The organism is Leucobacter luti (assembly GCF_004217175.1).
GTDB lineage: Bacteria > Actinomycetota > Actinomycetes > Actinomycetales > Microbacteriaceae > Leucobacter > Leucobacter luti.
This window is the reverse complement of sequence record NZ_SHKI01000006.1, coordinates 104,112-124,026: the sequence shown is the minus strand read 5'-3', so window position 1 is coordinate 124,026 and position 19,915 is coordinate 104,112. Positions and strand designations below refer to the sequence as shown.

The window sequence follows — 19,915 nt, the reverse complement described above, 5'->3', positions numbered from 1 at the left end:
GCCGCGTGCGGTGACGTCCAAACGCTCCAAGACATCTCTGTCGAGGTCGCGTCGCTCAGTCACACCCGGCGGAGCGCGGCGCAAAACCGCAGTTCAGGATCAAAAGTGGGACTCAATCACCCCCGATTCTGGGGGCGAAAAACGAGTTCAGTGTAGGCCCGGATCCCACGCGTCAATACCCCGAAACCCAAACCTCACCAGGTTGATTTTCGGCCCCGGGGCGGCGCCCCCCGGGGCCGTGTTCCCGTGGGCACACGCGCAACACGCCCGCGGGGCCGGGGCCAGTACCGGCTCCGGCCCCGCGCCACTGCCCCGCCTTAGCGGTCCGCCGGCTTGCGCAGCACGAGGTTCATCGTGGTGGTGAACTCGTCCTGGATCTCGGCGTCCTCGCGTTTCGTGGCGAGGCTCACGATCACGGCCGCCAGAAGCGCGGCCGCGAAGCCGGGGAGCAGCTCGTAGAGACCGGTGTCGAACGCCTTCCACACGAACACGGTGACGGCGCCCACGATCATGCCGGCGAGCGCGCCCCAGTTGGTGAGCTTGCGCCAGTACAGGCTGAGCAGCACGATCGGCCCGAACGCCGCGCCGAAGCCGGCCCACGCGAAGCTCACCAGGCCGAGCACCGAGTCGTTCGGGTTGATGGCGAGGAGCGCCGCCACGGCGGCGACGGCGAGCACACCGACGCGGCCGAGCACCACGAGCACGCGCTCGCTCGGCGGGGTCTTGCGCATGATGCGGTAGAGATCCTCGACGAGCGCTGAGGAGCACACGATGAGCTGGCTCGACAGCGTGCTCATGATCGCGGCGAGCACCGCGGCGAGCACCAGGCCGGCCACCAGCGGGTGGAGCAGCACCTGCGACATCAGCAGCACGATGGTCTCGGGGTCGCTCGGAGCGCCGCCGAACTTGCTGAAGTACGCGATCCCCACGAGCCCCGATACGACGGCGCCCGCGAGCGAGAGGAACTGCCAGGTGGTGCCGATGCGGCGGGCCGAGGCGGCCTCCTGCGGCGAGCGGAGGGCCATGAACCGCACGATGATGTGCGGCTGGCCGAAGTACCCGAGCCCCCAGGCGAGGCCCGAGATGATCACGAGTGCCACGGCGCCGCCCGTGAGCGCGCCGCCGCCGGTGAGCGACAGGTTTCCGGCGCCGACGGCGTCGATGATGCTGGTCGTTTCGCCCCAGCCACCGATCGTGATGATCGCGACCACCGGCACGACAATCAGCGCGACGACCATCATGAGCCCCTGCACCACGTCGGTGAGCGAGGCGCCGAGGAACCCGCCGAACACGGTGTAGGCGAGCGTCACCGCGGTGACCAGCAGCATCCCCACGAGGTATTCGCCCTCGAACGCGCTCTCGAAGAACTTGCCGCCGGCCACCATGCCCGACGACGCGTAGAGCGTGAAGAACACGAGGATGATCACGCTCGAGATGGATCGGAGCAGGTGCGAGCGGTCGCGGGTGCGGTTCTCAAAGAAGCTCGGGATCGTGATCGAGTTGCGCGAGACCTCCGAGTACGCGCGCAGCCGCGGGGCCACGAGCCGCCAGTTGAGGTACGAGCCGATGAGGAGACCGACGGCGATCCAGCCCTCGATGAGCCCGGTCGCGTAGATGGCGCCGGGGAGGCCCATGATCAGCCAGCCGGACATGTCCGACGCGCCGGCCGAGAGCGCGGCCACCCACGGCGGGAGTCCGCGGCCGGCGAGCATGTAGCCCTCGTGGGTGTTTGCGCGCTTGAACGCGAGCGCCCCGATGAGGAGCATCAGCGCGAAGTAGATCCCCAACGCGAGGAAGAGGAAGAACTGGTCGGACATCGGTGTCACCTGTATTTCTGGGGTTGTGCGGGGTGAACGGCGCCGGGCCGCGCACCCCGCGGGCGGGCCCTAGATGAGCCCCTCGGAGAGCCGGTTCGGCGTACCGAACCGGTGCGCGGTGATCGACACCGCTTGTTCGTGGAGGAAGGGGAGCAGTTCGACGCGGCCGGCAGACACGACCCTACCGCCGTAGACGGCGATGTCCGGCTTTCCACCCGTTGCCGCGGTGATCGCCGCCAGCGCCGCGGCCCGGCTGGCGCCGGCCACGAGGCGCACGCGGGCGCTCGCGTGCGGACCGTCCTGCGCGGCGAGCCGCCCCAGGCGTGCCGCCCACGCGGCCTCGTCCTCGAACGCGACCTCACTTCCCGCGGCACGAAGCGCCGCGATGATGGGCTCGGGAAGCGCGACCGGGGTACTCACGACGGGGGCGCTGCCGGCCGCGACGCCAGCCGCGACCGCGCGGATCGCGTGGTGGAGCGGGGCGTCGGCCGCGATCCGCACGGTGACCGGGACGGGGCGGTAGCGCAGCAGGTTGCGCTCGATGCCGACGCCCGACGCGTCGCGCGCGATCCCGAACTCGTCGGCCCACGCGCTCGCGTCGGTGCCGAGCGCGGCGCGCAGCCACTCGAGTTCGGGGCCGGAGACGCCCGCCTGCTGGGCGGCGTGGAGCAGCGGCGCGGCGGCCGGGCGCGGCGCCCGGAGCTGGGCCGCGACGGGCGCGTCCTCCCAGGAGCCCAGGCCGAACAGGTAGCTCGGGCCGCCGGCCTTGGTGCCCGCGCCGATCGCCGATTTCTTCCAGCCGCCGAACGACTGCCGGCGCACGATCGCGCCCGTGATGCCGCGGTTGACGTAGAGGTTGCCCGCCTGGATGCGGTCGAGCCAGCGCGCGAGCTCGTCGCGGTCGAGCGAGTGCAGGCCGCTCGTGAGACCGTAGTCGATCTCGTTGACCATGTCGATCGCCTCGTCGAGCGTCTCGGCGGTCATGACGCCGAGAATGGGGCCGAAGTACTCGGTGAGATGGTACTCGGAGCCGCGCCGCACGCCCTCGCGGACGCCCGGGCTCCAGAGCTTCGTGTCGCCGTTCGCGTCGCGCGCGAGCGGGCTTTCGCTCGCAAGCGGGCGGGGTTCGATGAGCCACCGCTCCCCCTCGCCAAGCGTGGTAAGCCCGCGGAGTAGCTTGCCGCCGGGCGCGGTAATGATGGTGCCCATCTGGGTGTCCAGGTGCTCTGGGGTGCCCACCTTCAGCGAGCGCGCCGCGTCGAGCAGCTGGCCCCGGAAGCGCTTCGAGCTGGCGACCGAGCCGACGAGGATCACGAGCGAGGCGGCCGAGCACTTCTGGCCGGCGTGGCCGAACGCGGACTGCACCACGTCCCGCGCCGCGAGGTCAAGATCGGCGTTCGGCGTCACGATGATCGCGTTCTTGCCGCTCGTCTCGGCGAGGATCGGGAGCTCGGGGCGCAGCTCGCGGAAGCTCACCGCGGTCTCGTACGCGCCCGTGAGGATCAGGCGGTCGATGCGCGGATCGGCCACGAGCCCCGAGCCGAGCGCGCGGTCGCCGAACTGCACCAGCTGGAGCACGTCGCGGGGCACGCCGGCGTCCCAGAGCGCCTCGACCATCACCGCGCCGGATCGCGCCGAGTTCGTGGCGGGCTTGATGATCACGGCGGACCCGGCTGCGAGGGCGGCGAGCGTGCCACCCGCGGGGATCGCGACCGGGAAGTTCCAGGGCGGGATCACGGCGGTGAGCGTCGGCGGCGTGAACCGTGCACCGTCGAGCTGGTCGAGCTGCTGCCCGAGCATCGCGTAGTAGTTCGCGAAGTCGATGGCCTCGGAGACCTCGGGGTCGCCCTGATCGAGGGTCTTGCCGCACTCCGAGCCCATCACTTCGAGCAGCTCGGCCCGACGCTCCTCGAGCTTCTCACCGGCGCGGACGAGGATCCGTGCGCGCTCGTCGGCGCCGAGCGCCTGCCAGCCGGCCGCCGCCGCGACGCCGCGCGCCACGACCACGTCAAGCGCTGCCTCGTCGGCAACCCGGGCGTCAGCGACGAGCCGCGCGCCGAGCTCCGACGCGACCATGCGATCGGCGATCCCGCGGCCCCACACGTGGTTGCCCGGCAGGTCCGGATCACTGTCCGGGGTGTTCTCGAACCCGCCGTTGCGCCCTGCCGCCACGCGCGCCTCGACCCGGGCGTCAACACCCGCCGCGTCGTAGCGGCGCCGGTCCTGCACGCGATGCGACGGTGGGACCGCGTAGTGCGCGGGGTCGCCGTCGGCGGTGATCGTCCCGAGCTCGGCGAGCGAGGCGCGGAACCGGGCCTCCTCGCGCTCGAACAGGGCGGCGTTCTCGCCCAGCTCGAACACTGCCGACATGAAGTTCTCCTGGCTGGCACCCTCCTCCAGGCGGCGGATCAGGTACGCGATCGCGACGTCGAACTCTTCGGGGTGCACCACGGGCACGTAGAGCAGCAGCGATCCGACCTCGCGCCGCACCACCTCGGCCTGGCCGGTCGCCATCCCGAGCAGCATCTCGAACTCGATCCCCTCGCTCGCCCCGCGGCCCTTCGCGAGCAACCACGCGAGCGCCACGTCGAACAGGTTGTGGCCCGCGACCCCCACACGCACGTTGCGCACGTGCTCGGGGGTGAGCGCGTAGTCGAGCACCGCCTTGTAGCTCGTGTCTGAGTCCTGCTTTGAACCCCAGGTGGCGGCCGGCCAGCCGTGGATCGCCGCATCGACGAGCTCCATCGGGAGGTTCGCGCCCTTCACGAGGCGCACCTTGATGGGCGCGCCGCCGCGCGCCACGCGCGCAGCCGACCACTCCTGGAGCCGGATCATCGCGCCGAGCGCGTCCGGAAGGTAGGCCTGCAGCACAATGCCGGCCTCGAGCCCCAGGAACTCCGGCCGGTCGAGGATCCGGGTGAAGACCTCCAGCGTGAGGTCGAGATCCTTGTACTCCTCCATGTCGAGGTTGATGAACTTCTGCGGCGCCGCCGCGGCCGCGCGCTCGAACAGCGGCACGAGCTGGTGCTCGATGTGGGCGATCGCCTCGTCGAACGCCCAGTGGTTGTGCGGCGCGACGGTCGAGGACACCTTGATCGACACGTAGTCGATGTCGTCGCGGGCGAGCAACGCGTGGGTGCCCGCGAGGCGGCGCTCTGCCTCGCCCTCCCCGAGGATCGCCTCGCCGAGGAGGTTGACGTTGAGCCGCACGCCCTCGCGCGTGACCTTCGCGATCGCCGGGCCGAGCTTCGCGTCGCTGGCGTCGATGATCAGGTGGCTCACCATGCGCCGGAGCACGCTCCGCGCGATCGGCACCACCACTCCCGGCACGGTCTTCGCAACCGCGCCGCCAAGCCCGATCGCACCGCGCATCGGTGCCGGGAGAAACCCGGGGGTGAGCGGGACCAGCTGCTTCAGCTTCTGCGCCGCGACGCTGAGATCCTCCGGCCGCACCACACCGTCGACGAACCCGACGGTGAAGTCGAGTCCATTTGGATCGCGCAGCACGCCGGCGAGGCGCGCCCCCGAGGTGTCGGCGGGAATGGTCGCCGCCTCGGCGATCCACTTCCGGGTGAGGGTGACGGCCTCGTCTGCGAGGTCCTGGGGGCGAGGGCGTGCCTGAGCCAACGGCGTTCCTTTCACAACGGGGGGCGGTGTCGCGACACGGTGCTGCGCGAGATCCACCCGACGCTCACCAGTCTGGATCGGGGCGAGTGTGAAGTACAGCGGTTCTTTATGGCGGATAATCTTTAGAATTACTTCACTATTGCGCGAGGAGGAGGATCACCGTGCTCGAAATGAAGCGGCTGCGGCTGCTCTGGGAGCTGTCCGCGCGCGGCACCGTGGCGCGCGTCGCGGAGGCGCTCAACTACAGCCCCTCGGCCGTGTCGCAGCAGCTCGCACTGCTCGAACGCGAGGTGGGCACCCCGCTCTTTCGGCGCGTGGGCCGCACCCTCGAGCTCACCGCGGCCGCCGAGGCCCTCGTCGCCGAGACGGGCGATCTGCTCGCCGGCCTCGAACGCGCTGAGATCGCCGTGCAGCTCGCGCAGGGCGAGGTCGCCGGCACCGTGCGAGTCGCGGTGTTCCAGACCGTCGTGCTCGCGTTTCTCCCGAGCGTGCTGAGGCGGCTGCGCGACGAGCACCCGCGGCTGCGCATCGAGATGGTGCAGCACGAGCCGGAGACCGCGCTCCAGGAGACCCGCGTGCGCGGCTTCGACCTCGTCGTCGCCGAACAGTACCCGGGGCACGCGACCGCCCAGTTTCCCGGCCTCGACCGCGAGCACCTCGCGCGCGACTCAATCGCGCTCGGACTGCCGGCGCCGGGGACCGCCGACGCGGAGTTCGACGCGGTCGATCGTCTCGAAGCCGCCGCGACCCTGCCGTGGGTCATGGAACCGCACGGCGCCGCGTCGCGGCACTGGGCCGAGCAGGCGTGCCGCAGCGCCGGGTTCGAGCCGGATGTGCGCTACGAGACCGCCGACCTCCAGTCCCACGTGCGGCTCATCGAGTCGGGCAACGCGGTCGCGCTGCTCCCCGGACTCATGAGCGCCGGCGAGCGGTCCCGGATGCGGCTGGTCGGCCTGGCCGGGGACCCGCACCGCAGCATCTTCACGGCGGCGCGCATCTCGAACGCCGGCCACCCGGCAGTGCGGGCGGTGCGCGACGCGCTGGGCGCGGAGGCCGCAGCGCTCACTCGCACAGCAAAACCCTAGTTTTCCCGAAGAATCCGGCAGAATGTTCTTCACCGGCACACGCGCGCTCGCGCCAGGATGGCGCCGGCCAACCCGAGGAGCAGCGCCGTGGCCGCACCCACCGATTCACCCCCGCTCGATCGCCTGCGCGAGCTCGAAGCAGAGAACGAACGTCTCCGCGCCGGCCTTCGGCCGCGGCGGCGCGGCCGGAGTGCCCTGTCCGCCGTCGCGCTCACGCTCGCCGTGCTGCTTGCCCCCGTCGCGGTGCTCAGCACCTGGGTGCGCGCGGAGCTCGTTGACACGGACCGCTTCGTCGCGACGCTCGCGCCGCTCACCGACGATCCTGCGGTGCAAGAATTCATTGCCGATCAGGTAATGTCGGCGGTCGACGCGCAGCTCGACTTCGACGAGGTCGTGGCCAGCGTCACCGCCGGGCTCGCCGAGCTCGACCTCCCGCCGCAGGCGTCCGCAGCGCTGGGCCTCCTCCGCGGGCCCGCCGCGCACGGCATGCGCTCGGCGGTGTCGTCGGCGGTCTCGGAGACCGTGGCCTCCGACGCGTTCTCCGGGGCCTGGCAGCTCGCGCTCACGCAGACACACCGCGCGGGGATCGCGCTCATGCAGGGGCGCGCCGACAGCGTGCTCACCGTCGAAGACGGGATGCTCGCGCTGCAACTTGGATCCGTGGTCGGGGCCGTCTCCACCGAGCTGCAGGACCGCGGCTTCGCGCTCGCCTCGCTCATCCCCGAGGTCACCGCTTCGATCGAGCTGGCCCCGGCCGAGTCGCTGCTGCTGGCGCGCGGCGGGTACGCCACGGCGGTGGCGGCCGGGATCTGGCTCCCCTGGGCCACGCTCGGCCTGCTCGTGTGCGGTGTCGCCCTCGCCCGCTTCCGTGTGCGCGCGGTGACGCGGGCCGCCGTCGCGCTCTTCGCCGTGTTCGGGCTGCTCCTCGTCGGCCTGCGGGTCGGGTCCGCGGCGTTCGAGGGGATGGTCAGCCCCGCAACGATGTCGGCCGAGGCCGCGAACGCGATCACCGCGCAGCTCACGGCCACGCTCGCGTCGACGCTGACGGCGCTCGCGTTCGCCGCGGCACTGATCGGCGTCGGCACGTTCCTCGCCGGCCCCAGCCGGGTCGCCGTCGGACTGCGCGGCCTGCTCACCGCGGGGTTCGCGCGGGCGCGCGCCGGGCTCGCGCGCCACGGGCTGGGTACGGGCGCGCTCGGCCCGATCCTCGAGCGGTTCCGCTCGGCGATCGCACTCGGACTCGCCACGCTCGGCGTGCTCATCGTGTTTGTCAGCCGCCCCGTGAGCGTCCCCACAGTTGCGTGGACCACCGTGGGCGTGCTCGCCGGGCTCGCGCTACTCGAACTACTGCGACGCCCGGCAGAATCGGGCGCCGCGCCGGACGCCGCGCCGGCCGGCGGACCCGATCCCGCTCCGGACGCCGGGCCGGCCGGCGGACCCGATCCCGCTCCGGACGCCGCGAACTCCGGCAGGAGATCCGAACTCGCGCAGGACTGAATCGCAGAATTCGTCCTGCGCGAGCTCGGATCTCCTGCGTGAGTTCGGGTCCCCGACCGGGCCGCGCGCGGGCGTCCGGCTAGCGCTCGGCCGCGAGGAGCCGCCCGCCCGCGAGGCGGATCGTCCGATCCGCGGCCGCGATCGCCGCGCCGTCGTGCGTCACGCAGACCACGATCGCGCCGCGGGCGGCCTCCTCGGCAAGGATCGCGTGCATGCGCGCCGTGCTGTGCTCGTCGAGTCCCGCCGCGGGCTCGTCGAGCAGCAGGATGTCGGGGCTGCGGACGATCCCCTGCGCGAGGAACACCCGCTGGCGCTGCCCGCCCGAGAGCTCGGCGAGGGGCCGCGCGGCCTGATCGAGCATCCCCACGCGGTCGAGCGCCGCGTCGACGGCACCCCGCGTCGCCGCCCGCGAGGATCGCCCCGCTCGGGGGCGCCGCCCAGCTGACCCGCGCGCGCCGCGCGGCCCCGCGCTCGATCGCCGCCAGGCCCCCATCACGGCCACGTCTCGCGCCGTGACCGGGAGCGTGGCCGGGGCGCTCGGCCGCTGCACCACGAGCGCCGCGTCCCCGACACGCCGAACGGTTCCGCGCCGAGGCGGGAGCGCGCCGGCAAGCACTTCGAGGAGCGTTGACTTGCCCGAGCCGTTCGGGCCCGCGAGCGCCGTGAGCTCCCCGGGGCGCAGGCGCACGGTCACATCGTGGAGCACGTCGGCCCCGGAGTGGGCGAACGAAATGCCGGTCGCGGCGAGGGTGGGTGAGGGCATGGACGCCATTATAGCGAATGAGAACCGTTCTCATTATCGACTATAGTGATGTTCCATGCATTCGACCCTCGCCCCGTTCGCGACCGATTTCTTCCTGCGCGCACTGCTCGGCGGGTCCCTCGTCGCCGTGATCTGCGGGGTCGTCGGAACGTGGGTGGTGATCCGCGGCATGGCGTTCCTCGGCGAGGCGATGGGGCACGGAATGCTCCCCGGCGTGGCCCTCGCCACGGTGCTCGGCGCCCCCGTACTGCTCGGCGCCGCCGTGAGCGCCGCAATCATGAGCGCCGCAATCGGGGTGCTCAAGCGGCGCGGTCGCCTCTCGTACGACACGAGCATCGGGCTCCTGTTCGTCGCGATGCTGTCGCTCGGCGTGATCATCGTGTCGCACTCCCGCAGCTTCGCGACCGACGCGACGGCGATCCTGTTCGGCGACATCCTCGCGATCAGCGCGGCGGACATCGCGCTGCTGGCGGGGGCCGGCGCCGTCACCGTGGCACTCGCGGCTCTCTTCCACCGCGCGTTCGTCGCGGCGGCGTTCGACCCGAGGATCGCGCGCACCCTCGGCCTGCGGCCGGAGTGGGCGCACGTGGCGCTCGTGGGCCTCGTCACCATCGCGGTGGTCGCGTCGTTCCAGGCGGTCGGGACCCTGCTCGTGGTGGGGCTGCTCCTCGCCCCAGCGGTCGCGGCCCGCGCGTGGACCGCCCACATCCCACTGATCATGCTCGGCGCCGCCGGCGCGGGGGTCCTCGCGGTCGCCGGCGGACTCCTCGCGTCCTGGCACTGGGGCACCGCCGCAGGCGCGTCGATCTCTGCCGCGGCGATCGCGCTCGCGGCCCTCTCGTCCGGCGCACGCGCGCTCACCGCCCGATCCGCCAGATCCGCCCGCTCCACACAGCCCAATCCCGCGGCGTGACCGCACCGCACACCCCCACACCCCGGCGCCGCCACCGCGGCGCACGAAAGGAACCGATGACTGCTCGCCGATCACTCGCGGCGATCCCGACGCTGCTACTCACGCTCGCGCTTGCCGCGTGCACGGCAGCGGCGCCCCCGCCCAGCGCCGACACGGCGCCGCCGACCGCGGCCGGCCACGGCGCGGTCGCCGGCGCCGCGCAGGTGGCCGAGCCGCCCCTGGCGCTCCTGTCTGTCGCGGCCGACGGTAGGGCCGGGGTGCTCGATCTGCTCGACGGCACCGCTGCGGAGCTGGGCCGGATCGCACCGCCCACGGCGGTCGCGAGCGATGGGCGCTTCGGCTTCTTCTCGACCGAGCAGGGAGTTGCCGTGATCGACTCCGGCCGCTGGACCTGGGACCACGTGGACCACTTCCACTACTACCTCGCCGAACCGCGGATCGTTGGCACCCTGCCCGGGGCGGGCCCCGCGACGGTCGCGACCGGAATGCTCGCGACCGCGGGCGGCACCGGCGTGTTCTTCGCGGGATCCGGGGAGGCGGTGCTGCTCGACAACGCGGCCCTCGCCGACGGCAGGATCACTGAGCGGTTCAGGATCGCCACCGACACGGGGGCAGGCCTCATCGCCCCGCTCGGCGACGGCGCCGTGGTCGCCGACGGGCACGAAATCGTGCGCTACTCCGCCGCGGGTGCGATGCAGGGTACCGCCACACCGTGCACGGCGCCCGCCGGCGCGATCACCACGCGCGTGGCACTCGTGATCGGCTGCGCCGAGGGGGCGGTATTCGCCACCGCCCCGGGCGCCGGCGCAGCGACCGGCACTGACGCAGCGGCCGGCACTGACGCAACGGCCGGCACTGACGCAGACGCCGGCACGGACGCGGGCACTGACACGGATCCAGGCGCTGTACCCGCCACGACTGTCCCGGGGTTCGAGACCGTCCCGTACCCGGCGGGCGGCGGAGCCGACCGCGCGCTGAGCCTTGACGGCCGCAAGGGGCGGCCCACCGTGGCCGGGCGCACCGGGGGGCCCGGCTTCTGGCTGCTCGATACGCGAGCGCGGGCCTGGCAGTTCGTGCCCACGACTGCGGTGCTTGAGCGGGTCGTGGCCGTGGACGACGAGGCAGGGCACGTGGTGGCGCTCGACCGCGACGGGCGAGTGCGCGTCTTCGTGGCCGAGACCGGCGCCGAGGTGGGCACCACCGAGCCACTGGTGCCCACGATCACCGACGCGGTCTCGCTCACGGTTGATAGCCAGCGCGCCTACGTCAACGACCCGGCCGGGGGCGTGGTGCACGAGATCGCGTACTCGGGCGAGGCGCGCCTGGCCCGCACCCTCGACACGGCGACCACGCCGGATCTGATCGCGGAGGTGGGCCGATGAGCCGCTCGCCCCACCGCATGACCCTCGCGGCGCTCGCGCTGATCGTCCCGCTGCTCACCGGGTGCACGGCCGTCGCGGAGGACGCGTCCCCGCAGGTTGTGGTGACCACCAACATCCTCGGCGACGTGGTCGAGCGGATCGCGGGCGACGAGGCCGCGGTCACCACCCTGATGAAGCCGAACGCGGATCCGCACTCGTTCGAGATCTCGGCGCAGGAGGCCGCACGGCTTGAGTCCGCCGCGCTCATCGTGGCGAACGGGCTCGGCCTCGAGGAGGGGCTGCAGCAGCACCTCGACCGCGCCGAGGCCCTCGACGTTCCCACGGTGATCGCGGGCGACCACATCGAGGTACTCAGCTACGCGGCGGCCGACGCCGGGGGCACCGACGCCGGGGACACCGCGGACCCGCACTTCTGGACGGACCCAGCGCGGATGGGCGAGGTGGTCGACGCGATCGCGGCGGCCCTCGCAGCGACCGACGGGGTGGACCCGGCGGCGATCCGCGCGAACGCGACCGCGTATCGCGCGGAGCTCGCGCGGCTCGACGCGGACATGACCGCCGCGTTCGCGGCGATCCCCCCGGAGCGGCGCGCGCTCGTCACCAACCACCACGTGTTCGGCTACCTCGCCGAGCGGTTCGACTTCACCGTGGTGGGCGCCGCGATCCCCGGCGGCACGACGCTCGCGGCCCCGAGCGCGGCGGACCTGCGCGACCTCGCCGCCGCGATCGACACCGCGCGGGTGCCCACGATCTTCGCGGAGTCGTCGCAGCCAGACCGATTGATGCAGGTGCTCGCCGAGGAGGCCGGCATCCGCGTCGACGTGGTGGAGCTGTTCACCGAGTCACTCACCGCGCCCGGCGAGGGCGCGGACACCTACCTGACCATGATGCGCTCAAACACCGCGCGCATCGCCACCGGCCTCACACCGTGAGTGCCACACGAAAGGAAATAATGAAACGACACCAGCGAACGGTCGCGGCAGCGGCCGCCCTCATGGGGGTCGCACTCCTCGCCACCGCCTGCGCCAGCACCGGCAGCGAGGCCGCGCCGGAGGGCACGACCGCCGGATCTGTCGACGCCCAGAACGGCCGGGTCGCGGTCTCCTACGAGGGCGGGATCGCGGTGCTCGATCCAGACACCCTCGCCGTCATCGACGAGTTCGAAACCGAGGCGTTCACGCGCCTCAACACGTTTGGCGACGGGCGCACGATCGCGGTCACGACCTCAGCCGGCTTCCAGGTCCTCGACACCGGCGAGCCGGCCCTCACCGACCTCGTGTTCGATGCGACCGCGCCCGGCCACGTCGTGCCTCACGACGGGAAGACCGCGCTCTACGACGACGGCACCGGCACCACCACGGTGCTCGACACCGCCGCGTTCGCCGACGGCTACACCACCCTGCCGCAGGGCGCCACGTACACGGCCGAGGCGCCGCACCACGGCGTATCGATCGTGCTCTCAGACGGGACGCTGCTCACGACCGTGGGCGACGAGACCTCGCGCAGCGGGGCCGCGGCGCTGCACGCGCACGACGACCACTGGCACGAGGAGGCGGTAAGCGACCAGTGCCCCGGGATCCACGGCGAGGGCACCGCGGCCGCCGAGGCAGTGATCTTCGGCTGCGAGGACGGGGCACTGCTCTACACGGACGGCAAGTTCGTGAAGTTCACCGCCCCCGACGCTTACGGCCGCATGGGGAACGCGTTCGTCACCGACACGAGCCCGATCGTGGTCGGCGACTACAAGAGCGACCCGGACGCCGAGGGCTACCTGCTGAACGCGGTGACGCTCATCGATACGGCCGCGGAGAGCTACGAGGTCGTCGATCTGCCCGACGAGGTGCAGTACACCTTCCGGGACGTTGCGCGCGGCCCGGGCGACCTGGCCTACATCCTCGCCACCGACGGGAGCATCCACGTGCTCGATCCCGAGTCAGGCGAGCTGACCGCCGCCTACCCCGTGGTCGCGCCCTGGGACGGGCCGGCGGAGTGGCAGGACGCGCACCCCGCGATCACGGTGAGCGGCGATATTGCGTACGTCACCGAGCCGGCGACGAACAGCGTGCACGCGATCGATCTCATGACCGGCAAGACCGTGGCGTCTGTGGAACTCGATCACACGCCCAACGAGCTCGCCGTGGCGAGCAGCTGATCACCGTATGACGCGAGACGTCGGGCGCCGCGACCGCGGCCCCGGCGTCTCCCCGCCCGACCACCCGCGCACTCGACCGAGGGGCACACTTCGCATGACTCCCACGCACGATCACCACGCTACGCCGCCGCCCCGCGGCAGCGGCACGAGCACGCGGCGGCGGGTGTTCCGGGCAACCCTGGCAGCATTCGTGGGCCTGCTCGTCCTGGGCACCGCGCTCTCGATAGCGCTCATGTGGCCCAGCGCCGACCGGGTCGCGCCCGGCGCCGGGGTCTCGGACCCGGGCGGAGAGATCGTGTCTGCCCGGGTCACCGACGTGGCGCTCGCACCGTGCACCACCCCCGGGGCGGCTGCGGCGTCAGCCGCGTCAGCCCCGGACTCCCCCACCGGCGCGCACACGGCCCCGCCGCCCGGGGCCGACGACTGCGTCGAGGTGCGGGCGGAGCTCCCCATCGGGAAACCCGTGGAGTTTACGATCCGCGGGCCCGCCGCCCGCGGAGTCGCGCTCGCCCCCGGGGATGCCGTGCGCCTCATCGCGCACGAGGTCGTGCTGGACGGCACCGCCGAGGTGAACTACTCCTTCTACGACGTCCCCCGCGGGGGCAAGCTGCTGACCATCGCGATCGTGTTCGCGCTCATCGTGATCACCGTGGGCAGGTGGCGCGGAGCGATGGCCCTCCTCGGGGTCGGTGCCGCCACGACGCTCCTGGTGCTGTTTATCCTCCCGGCGATCCTTGCGGGGAAACCACCCGTGCTCGTCGCGGTGGTCGGCGCAACGGGAATCATGGTGATCGTGCTCTACCTGGCGCACGGGCTCACCCACCGCACCACCGCGGCCCTCTTCGGCTCGCTCTTCGGCATCCTCTTCACCGCGGTTGCGGGGTTCGGCGTCACGCGCTGGCTCCGCTTCACCGGCGTGAGCTCCACTGACGACGCCAGCCTCGTCATCGCCGTGCCGACGCTCCAGATGAACGACGTGCTGACCGCCACCATCGTGATCGCCGGGCTCGGGATCCTGAACGACATCACGGTCGCCCAGGCGTCGTCCGTGTGGGAGATGCGGTCACTCAACCCCGGGCTCCCCCAGCGGCAGCTCTATCTCTCGGCGATGCGCGTGGGGCGCGATCACATCGCCTCAAGCATCTACACCCTCGTGTTCGCCTACGCCGGCGCGATGCTCGTCATGCTCCTCCTCCTCACCACGTACCCGCGCGATCTCATCGAGCTCGTCACCTCGGAGCAGATCGGGCAGGAGATCGTGCGCACGCTCATCGGTGCCGCGGGCCTGGTGCTCGCGATGCCGGTCACCACGGCGTGCGCGGTGCTCTTCGCCGCCCCGCCCGAAACCGATCACGGCCCCGCGCGAAACCCCTCGGCGCCGTTCTGGCGCGGAAACACAGCCGGGTGAGGACTCATTTCACGCGGCGCGGTACTCAATCTCCCGGCGGATCCGGGCTCCACCACTGCCGTTCGAGATCCGTGCAGCTTCGCCGATTAGAGTGTGTGCGGGCCGGCAATTGGGGAAGCAGGGGGTGCCAGCTCACTCACGTATTCACACCGTCGAAGAGACCCTCCCATGCACACACACGCCCCACGCCCAGCCACCGCCACCCCGCCCCGCCGGCCACGTGACCGCTGAGGGGGAGACGCGTGTACGAACACAGCTCCTGGGGCCGTCGGCGCTTCGGTGAAGCAGATTGGCGCCGGATCAGTCACGACTACCCACGCTCGCCAGCGTGGCGCAGCCGCAAGATTCAGTGGGTGCAAGATGAACTGACCTGGTACTTCCGCACCCCGATCCGGTGCATGGGCGGGTGCCAGCAGGACTGGTCCCTCCTCACCGACGAGCTGCACCTGTGCAGCTACGAGCGGCTGGGCGCCGAACTGCACGAGGATATTCTCCCGCTGTGCCGCGGCTGCCACACCGACCTCCACCTGGTGATGGAGCGGGACGTGCGCTTGCGTCTTCTCGACCTCCGAGACGCAAGCCTGACCGCCCTCGGGATGATCCAGGGCCAGCAGAAGCGCCGCACGCGACGCCCCGGGGCTGTCCCCCGAACGGGGGACACTCGCAGCTCGCACTAGTGTTCGGGCCCGGGGTTTGGTAAATAGATCAGGAGAGCTGAACTTCGAGGAGCCTGACTATGAGCGGAAACCACCCGCGGGCCATTCCGACCGCGTTCCCGGGCGCCCGCGCCGGCGCGCGCCCGATTCACCCGCGCGCATGAGCACCGCGACGGCGCGCCGCTTCGGCGTTCAACGCATGGCGGGCCGCGATCCGCACGAGCCGCACCGCGTGGCCAGCCCGCTCGAGCTGTTCTTCGACCTCGTCTTCGTGATCGCGGTGTCGCAGGCCTCCCAGAGCCTGCACCACGGCATCGTCGACGGGCACGCTGCGACCGCGGTGACCGGCTACGCGATGGTCTTCTTCGCGATCTGGTGGGCGTGGATGAACTTCACCTGGTTCGCCTCCGCGTTCGACACCGACGACTGGCTGTATCGCGTCACCACGATCCTGCAGATGGGCGGCGTGCTCGTGCTCGCCGCGGGCGCGCAGGCGGCACTCGCCGACGGCGAATGGGCGGCCGTAACCTGGGGCTACGTGATCATGCGCCTGGCGATGGTGATCCAGTGGTGCCGCGCTGCGGCATCGGACCCGCGGCAGCGGACGGTGGCACTGCGCTACGCCGTGGGCATCAGCTGCGTGCAGCTCGTGTGGGTGGCGCGCCTCGCGCTCCCCGGCGACGCGCAATTCTGGTCGTTCTGGCCGGCGATGCTGCTCGAGCTCCTCGTCCCGGTCTGGGCCGAGCGCTCACGGCGCACCCCGTGGCACCCACACCACATCGCTGAGCGGTACAGCCTCTTCGTGCTGATCCTGCTCGGAGAGAGCCTGCTCGCCTCGGCGAACGCGGTGATCGGTGCGCTGCACGCCGGCACGCACGGCGCCGGGATCGTGGGGCTCGCGGTGGCCGGCCTGCTGCTCGCCGCAGGCATCTGGTGGCTCTACTTCTCAGACGACCACGGCGAGCGGCTCACCGGCGTGCGCACCGGCTTCGGCGTGGGATACGCGCACTACTTCATATTCGCGGCCGTTGGCGCGCTCTCCGCCGGCATCGAGGTGGAGCTCGACCTCATGAGCGGGGAGGTCGAGCAGCTCTCGGGCTCGGCCGCGTCGTTCGCGCTCGCCGTGCCGGTGTTCGTGTTCATGGTCACGGTGTGGGCGGTGCTGCTCCGACACAAGCTCTCGAGCCCCGCCTCGGCGGTGTTCCTCGCCTGCGCGCTGGCGGTGCTCGCGAGCGCGGCCCTCCCCGTCGTCACCGTGCTGGGCACCACGGCGTGCGTGGTGATCGCGGTCGCCACCGTCGAGATCGGGCGTGCGCGGCGCACGGGCGCCGCAGCAATGTGACCCTGCGCGCAGTCCCGGCTGCGCCTAGAATGGGCCCAATTGCTGGTGGTTCTGAGACGAATCGGGTGGGGATGACCGCGCTGCGCTCCATGCTCGTCCGGGTGGGTGCGGCCGATGCCGCGGGGCTCACCCCGGCAGCCCCCGGCGGCGCAACGCGCTCATTCCTCGGCTCAGTGTCTCGGGTCGCGCTCACCGCCGCCGCGACGTGGCAGGCCGTCATGGTCGCGATCACGCTCTTCGCCCTTGGATCGGCAGGCGTTCCGCTCGCCGGGGCGCAGGCGATCGTGGGCGCACTCGCGCTCTGCGCGCTGCGCGTGCCGCGCCTCTGGCCGGCAGTCCCCCCGGCGATGGTGGGCGCTGGCATCCTCGGGTATGTCCTGAGCGGCGACGTGGACTCGTCCCTCACCTTCGCCGCGTGCTGGCAGATCGACTTCGCAAGTTGCTTCGCGGGCCTCCTGATCCTGCGCCGCTCGGCGATCTGGCTCGTGGGAGGCGCTGCGCTGTGCGCCGCCGCTGTGATCGTGACCGTGCTCCCCGGCTGGGGCATTCAGCTGCCCCTCTCGATCGTGGTGACGCAAATCTCAATCATCGTCGCGCTCCGCCTGGGCCTCTCAGCGCTCCTCGCCCACTCCGCGGCGGCCGACTCGAGCATGCGGGCTGCCGACGACGCGGCCCTGCGCGCCGAGTCGATCCGGCACCAGAGCGCGCGGCTCGCAGAAGACGCCCGCGTGCTGCACGACACCGCGATCAATACGTTTGCGGCAATCGCTTCGGCCGGAGAGGGTGCCGGAGGCCAGGACGCCGATCGGGTTCGGGCCCAGTGCGCCCGCGACGCGGCGCTTCTCGGCGAACTGCGAGGTGCCCGCGCCACGCGTACCGCGCAGATACTCGACATCTTCGTTCAGCACGGGCTCCCGATCCGACGCCGCGGGGCCGCCGACGAGGCGATTGAGCGAGCGGGGGCGGCACTGCCCCAGCCGACCGTCGAGGCGATCATCGGTTGCGTACGCGAGGCGGTCACGAACGCGACCAAGCACTCCGGCGCGGACCACGTCGACATCGAGGTCACCACGAGCCGGTCTGAGCTGCACGTCCGAGTGACCGACGATGGTTCGGGGTTCGCGGGCAACGCCGCACTCGGCCGCGGGGTCGATGTCTCGATCCGCGAGCGCGCCAGCGCTCACGGCTTCTCAGCGGAGGTGCGCAGCTTCCCTCGCGCGGGCACGACGGTCGCGCTGGCGGCGCAGCTGCACCGGCCCGCCGCGGACCCACGACCCGCCACGGACTCGGAACTCGCGGAGTCGGCCGCCGCGGTGCAGCAACGCGCGGGCGACTACTGGGGCATCGGGGTCACCGTGGTGAGCGTGGTGCTCATGGCAGCGGGCGGCACCAACGAGGGCGCCGCCCTCTTCCCAATGATCGGCGTGATGCTCGCAGCGGTCCTCCTCAGCCGCGTCCCCGCGCTGCGCCGCGGCCGTGTCCTCCTGCCGCTCTTTCTCGCAATTGCCACACTCGTGGTGTTTGCCCTTGGCGCCCGAGCAACCTCGTTCGGCACGGTGGGGGCGAACCACTGGCAAGCGCTCGCGCCCACCGGGCCCTTCGTGTTGCTCATGTCGACTCAACGGGGGCGCGGTTGGATCCTCGCAGCGGCAGCAGCCTGGGGCGCGCTCGTCGTGTCACTCGCGGCGGCCGTGCTCCCGCACTCCGCGACCGCGGCAATGATCGTACTCGTCGCTGGGCTCGTGGGCCTCGGGTTCTCGGGCGTCTGGGCGCTCTTCCAGGGCCTGGTGCACCGCCTTGCCGGAGCAGAAGCCGGGGCGCGGCGCGCGGCATTCGACGCGCGTCTCGCCAGCGAGCTCGAGCTCGGGTCACAGGAGAGCTTTCAGCGCTGGATGGAGTCCGGTCTCGATTCGGCGGAGGCGCTGCTGTGCGGCATTCGCGACGGTGAGCTGCCGCTCGATGCCGCCGCCACCCGGTCCGCGTGCGACGAGGAGGAGCGGTACCTCCGCCAGCTGGTGCACATCAGCCCCGCCCTCGTGCACCTCGGAAAGGTCGTCATACCAACGCTCAGCCGTGCGCGCGCGCTCGGCATCGCGTTCCGCCTGCGACTCGGAGAGCTCGACGCGTCCGACGCACACGTCGCCCAAGACATCGGGGCGACGATCGCGGAGAACCTCACCGCCGAGCGCGCCGGAAAGCCGCTCACCGCGACACTGTTTCCGTCTGACCATGGCGTGCAGCTGACGCTTACCGGACCGGATCTGCGCGCGCCCGCGCATCTCGCGGACCGGGCCTGCCTCGTGCAGCTGGGCGGCACCGAGCTGCTCGAGCTCGCGTTCCGCACCACATCCACCCCGCAGGGCGATACTGACCCGGGTGCGCGTCCCGGTGGTGGCCCTGCCGCGCACCCAACCGGCACCACAGGGCGCGGGGCACCCGCGCGCGCACTCTCAACCGCGGCAGCGCCCCTGCCAGAAAGAGCACCGCAATGAACACCGCACGGATCGCGATCGTCGAGGACCATCTCCTGCAGCGCACCCGGACCGAAGAGCTCCTCCGGCGCGCCGGCGCATACGAGATCGTCTTCAGCGGGGAATCGGCCCCCGACTTCACACGGTGGGCGGAGGCGACCCCGCGATCCGGCCGCCCGCATCTTCTCCTGCTCGATCTCATGGTGGATCGCCGACCGAGCGTGAGCCCAGCCCAGGTCGAGGTCATGGTCAAGGCAGGGCTCAAAGTGCTGGTGCTCTCGGCGCTCGCCTCTCCCACGCTCGTGCGTCAGGTCGTGCGTGCGGGAGTGTCCGGTGTGGTGGGCAAGCGCGACAGCGAGGCCGATATCCTGGCGGCGATCGCAGCGGTGCTCAGCGGGGCGGAGTGGATGACCCCGGAGCTCGCATCGGTGATCGCGGGCGACCCGGACCGCCCGGCACTGAGTGTGCAGGAGGAGCGTGCGCTCGTGCTCTACGCATCGGGGCTGAGCGTCGACGAGATTGGTGCCGCGATGAACATCGGCCGCGCGACCGCGAAGCAGTACCTCGATCGAGTCAAGAAGAAGTACGCCTCCGTGGGCGTCCCAGTCCGGTCAAAACTCGACTACGGGCGCGTGGCCTGGGCAGACGGATATCTCGATCCTTCGCTGCCCAGCGACGGATAACCGGCGCGGGCGCGCATGACCCCCGTACGGGGGTGATCCTCGCCCGCGGCATTCACACGCGAGGCAGGCGTGAATACCCTGTGACAGATCGGCTGAGACACGGGCGCGCTGAGGGACTC

At 71.7% G+C, this 19,915-nt stretch carries 14 protein-coding genes; 11 read left to right on the top strand and 3 right to left on the bottom strand.

Annotated features, from left to right (window positions below):
- Nucleotides 1–317 precede the first annotated feature (317 nt).
- Complete coding sequence (gene putP, locus EV139_RS11995; RefSeq protein ID WP_130454586.1) at nt 318–1,817, bottom strand: sodium/proline symporter PutP; 1,500 nt, start codon at nt 1,815–1,817, stop codon at nt 318–320.
- Between the two features lie 69 nt (nt 1,818–1,886).
- Nucleotides 1,887–5,444, bottom strand: coding sequence for a proline dehydrogenase family protein (locus EV139_RS11990; RefSeq protein WP_237465231.1), 3,558 nt, complete (start codon nt 5,442–5,444; stop codon nt 1,887–1,889).
- A gap of 161 nt (nt 5,445–5,605) precedes the next feature.
- Here EV139_RS11990 and EV139_RS11985 point away from each other — a divergent pair, with 161 nt between their 5' ends.
- Both EV139_RS11985 and EV139_RS11980 read left to right on the top strand, forming a co-directional pair.
- Nucleotides 5,606–6,529, top strand: coding sequence for a LysR family transcriptional regulator (locus EV139_RS11985; RefSeq protein ID WP_130454584.1), 924 nt, complete (start codon nt 5,606–5,608; stop codon nt 6,527–6,529).
- A gap of 87 nt (nt 6,530–6,616) precedes the next feature.
- Nucleotides 6,617–8,026, top strand: a complete 1,410-nt coding sequence (locus EV139_RS11980) for a hypothetical protein (RefSeq protein ID WP_130454583.1) — start codon at nt 6,617–6,619, stop codon at nt 8,024–8,026.
- A gap of 79 nt (nt 8,027–8,105) precedes the next feature.
- Here EV139_RS11980 and EV139_RS11975 read toward each other — a convergent pair whose 3' ends face one another.
- On the bottom strand, nt 8,106–8,789 hold the full coding sequence (locus EV139_RS11975) for a metal ABC transporter ATP-binding protein (protein ID WP_130454582.1): 684 nt from the start codon (nt 8,787–8,789) through the stop codon (nt 8,106–8,108).
- Nucleotides 8,790–8,844: 55 nt separating this feature from the next.
- Between EV139_RS11975 and aztB the strand changes: the two genes are divergently transcribed.
- The 9 genes from aztB to EV139_RS11925 all read left to right on the top strand — a co-directional run bounded on the left by aztB (nt 8,845) and on the right by EV139_RS11925 (nt 19,796).
- On the top strand, nt 8,845–9,702 hold the full coding sequence (aztB, locus tag EV139_RS11970; RefSeq protein ID WP_130454581.1) for a zinc ABC transporter permease AztB: 858 nt from the start codon (nt 8,845–8,847) through the stop codon (nt 9,700–9,702).
- Nucleotides 9,703–9,758: 56 nt separating this feature from the next.
- On the top strand, nt 9,759–11,084 hold the full coding sequence (locus EV139_RS11960; protein ID WP_157993042.1) for an ABC transporter: 1,326 nt from the start codon (nt 9,759–9,761) through the stop codon (nt 11,082–11,084).
- A complete protein-coding gene (gene aztC, locus EV139_RS11955) occupies nt 11,081–12,016 on the top strand; it encodes a zinc ABC transporter substrate-binding protein AztC (RefSeq protein WP_130454579.1) in 936 nt (311 codons plus the stop codon). The genes EV139_RS11960 and aztC overlap by 4 nt, the downstream gene beginning before the upstream one ends.
- 20 nt (nt 12,017–12,036) lie before the next feature.
- On the top strand, nt 12,037–13,236 hold the full coding sequence (gene aztD / locus EV139_RS11950; protein ID WP_130454578.1) for a zinc metallochaperone AztD: 1,200 nt from the start codon (nt 12,037–12,039) through the stop codon (nt 13,234–13,236).
- Between the two features lie 94 nt (nt 13,237–13,330).
- On the top strand, nt 13,331–14,644 hold the full coding sequence (locus tag EV139_RS11945) for a YibE/F family protein (RefSeq protein WP_157993041.1): 1,314 nt from the start codon (nt 13,331–13,333) through the stop codon (nt 14,642–14,644).
- 353 nt (nt 14,645–14,997) lie between these two features.
- A complete protein-coding gene (locus EV139_RS11940) occupies nt 14,998–15,321 on the top strand; it encodes a hypothetical protein (protein ID WP_130454576.1) in 324 nt (107 codons plus the stop codon).
- 139 nt (nt 15,322–15,460) lie between these two features.
- Complete coding sequence (locus tag EV139_RS11935; RefSeq protein ID WP_130454575.1) at nt 15,461–16,642, top strand: low temperature requirement protein A; 1,182 nt, start codon at nt 15,461–15,463, stop codon at nt 16,640–16,642.
- A gap of 71 nt (nt 16,643–16,713) precedes the next feature.
- Complete coding sequence (locus EV139_RS11930; protein WP_130454574.1) at nt 16,714–19,134, top strand: sensor histidine kinase; 2,421 nt, start codon at nt 16,714–16,716, stop codon at nt 19,132–19,134.
- Nucleotides 19,131–19,796 (top strand): response regulator transcription factor, encoded by a 666-nt coding sequence (locus EV139_RS11925; protein WP_130454573.1) that lies wholly within the window; start codon nt 19,131–19,133, stop codon nt 19,794–19,796. Before EV139_RS11930 ends, EV139_RS11925 begins: the two co-directional genes overlap by 4 nt.
- Nucleotides 19,797–19,915 lie beyond the last annotated feature (119 nt).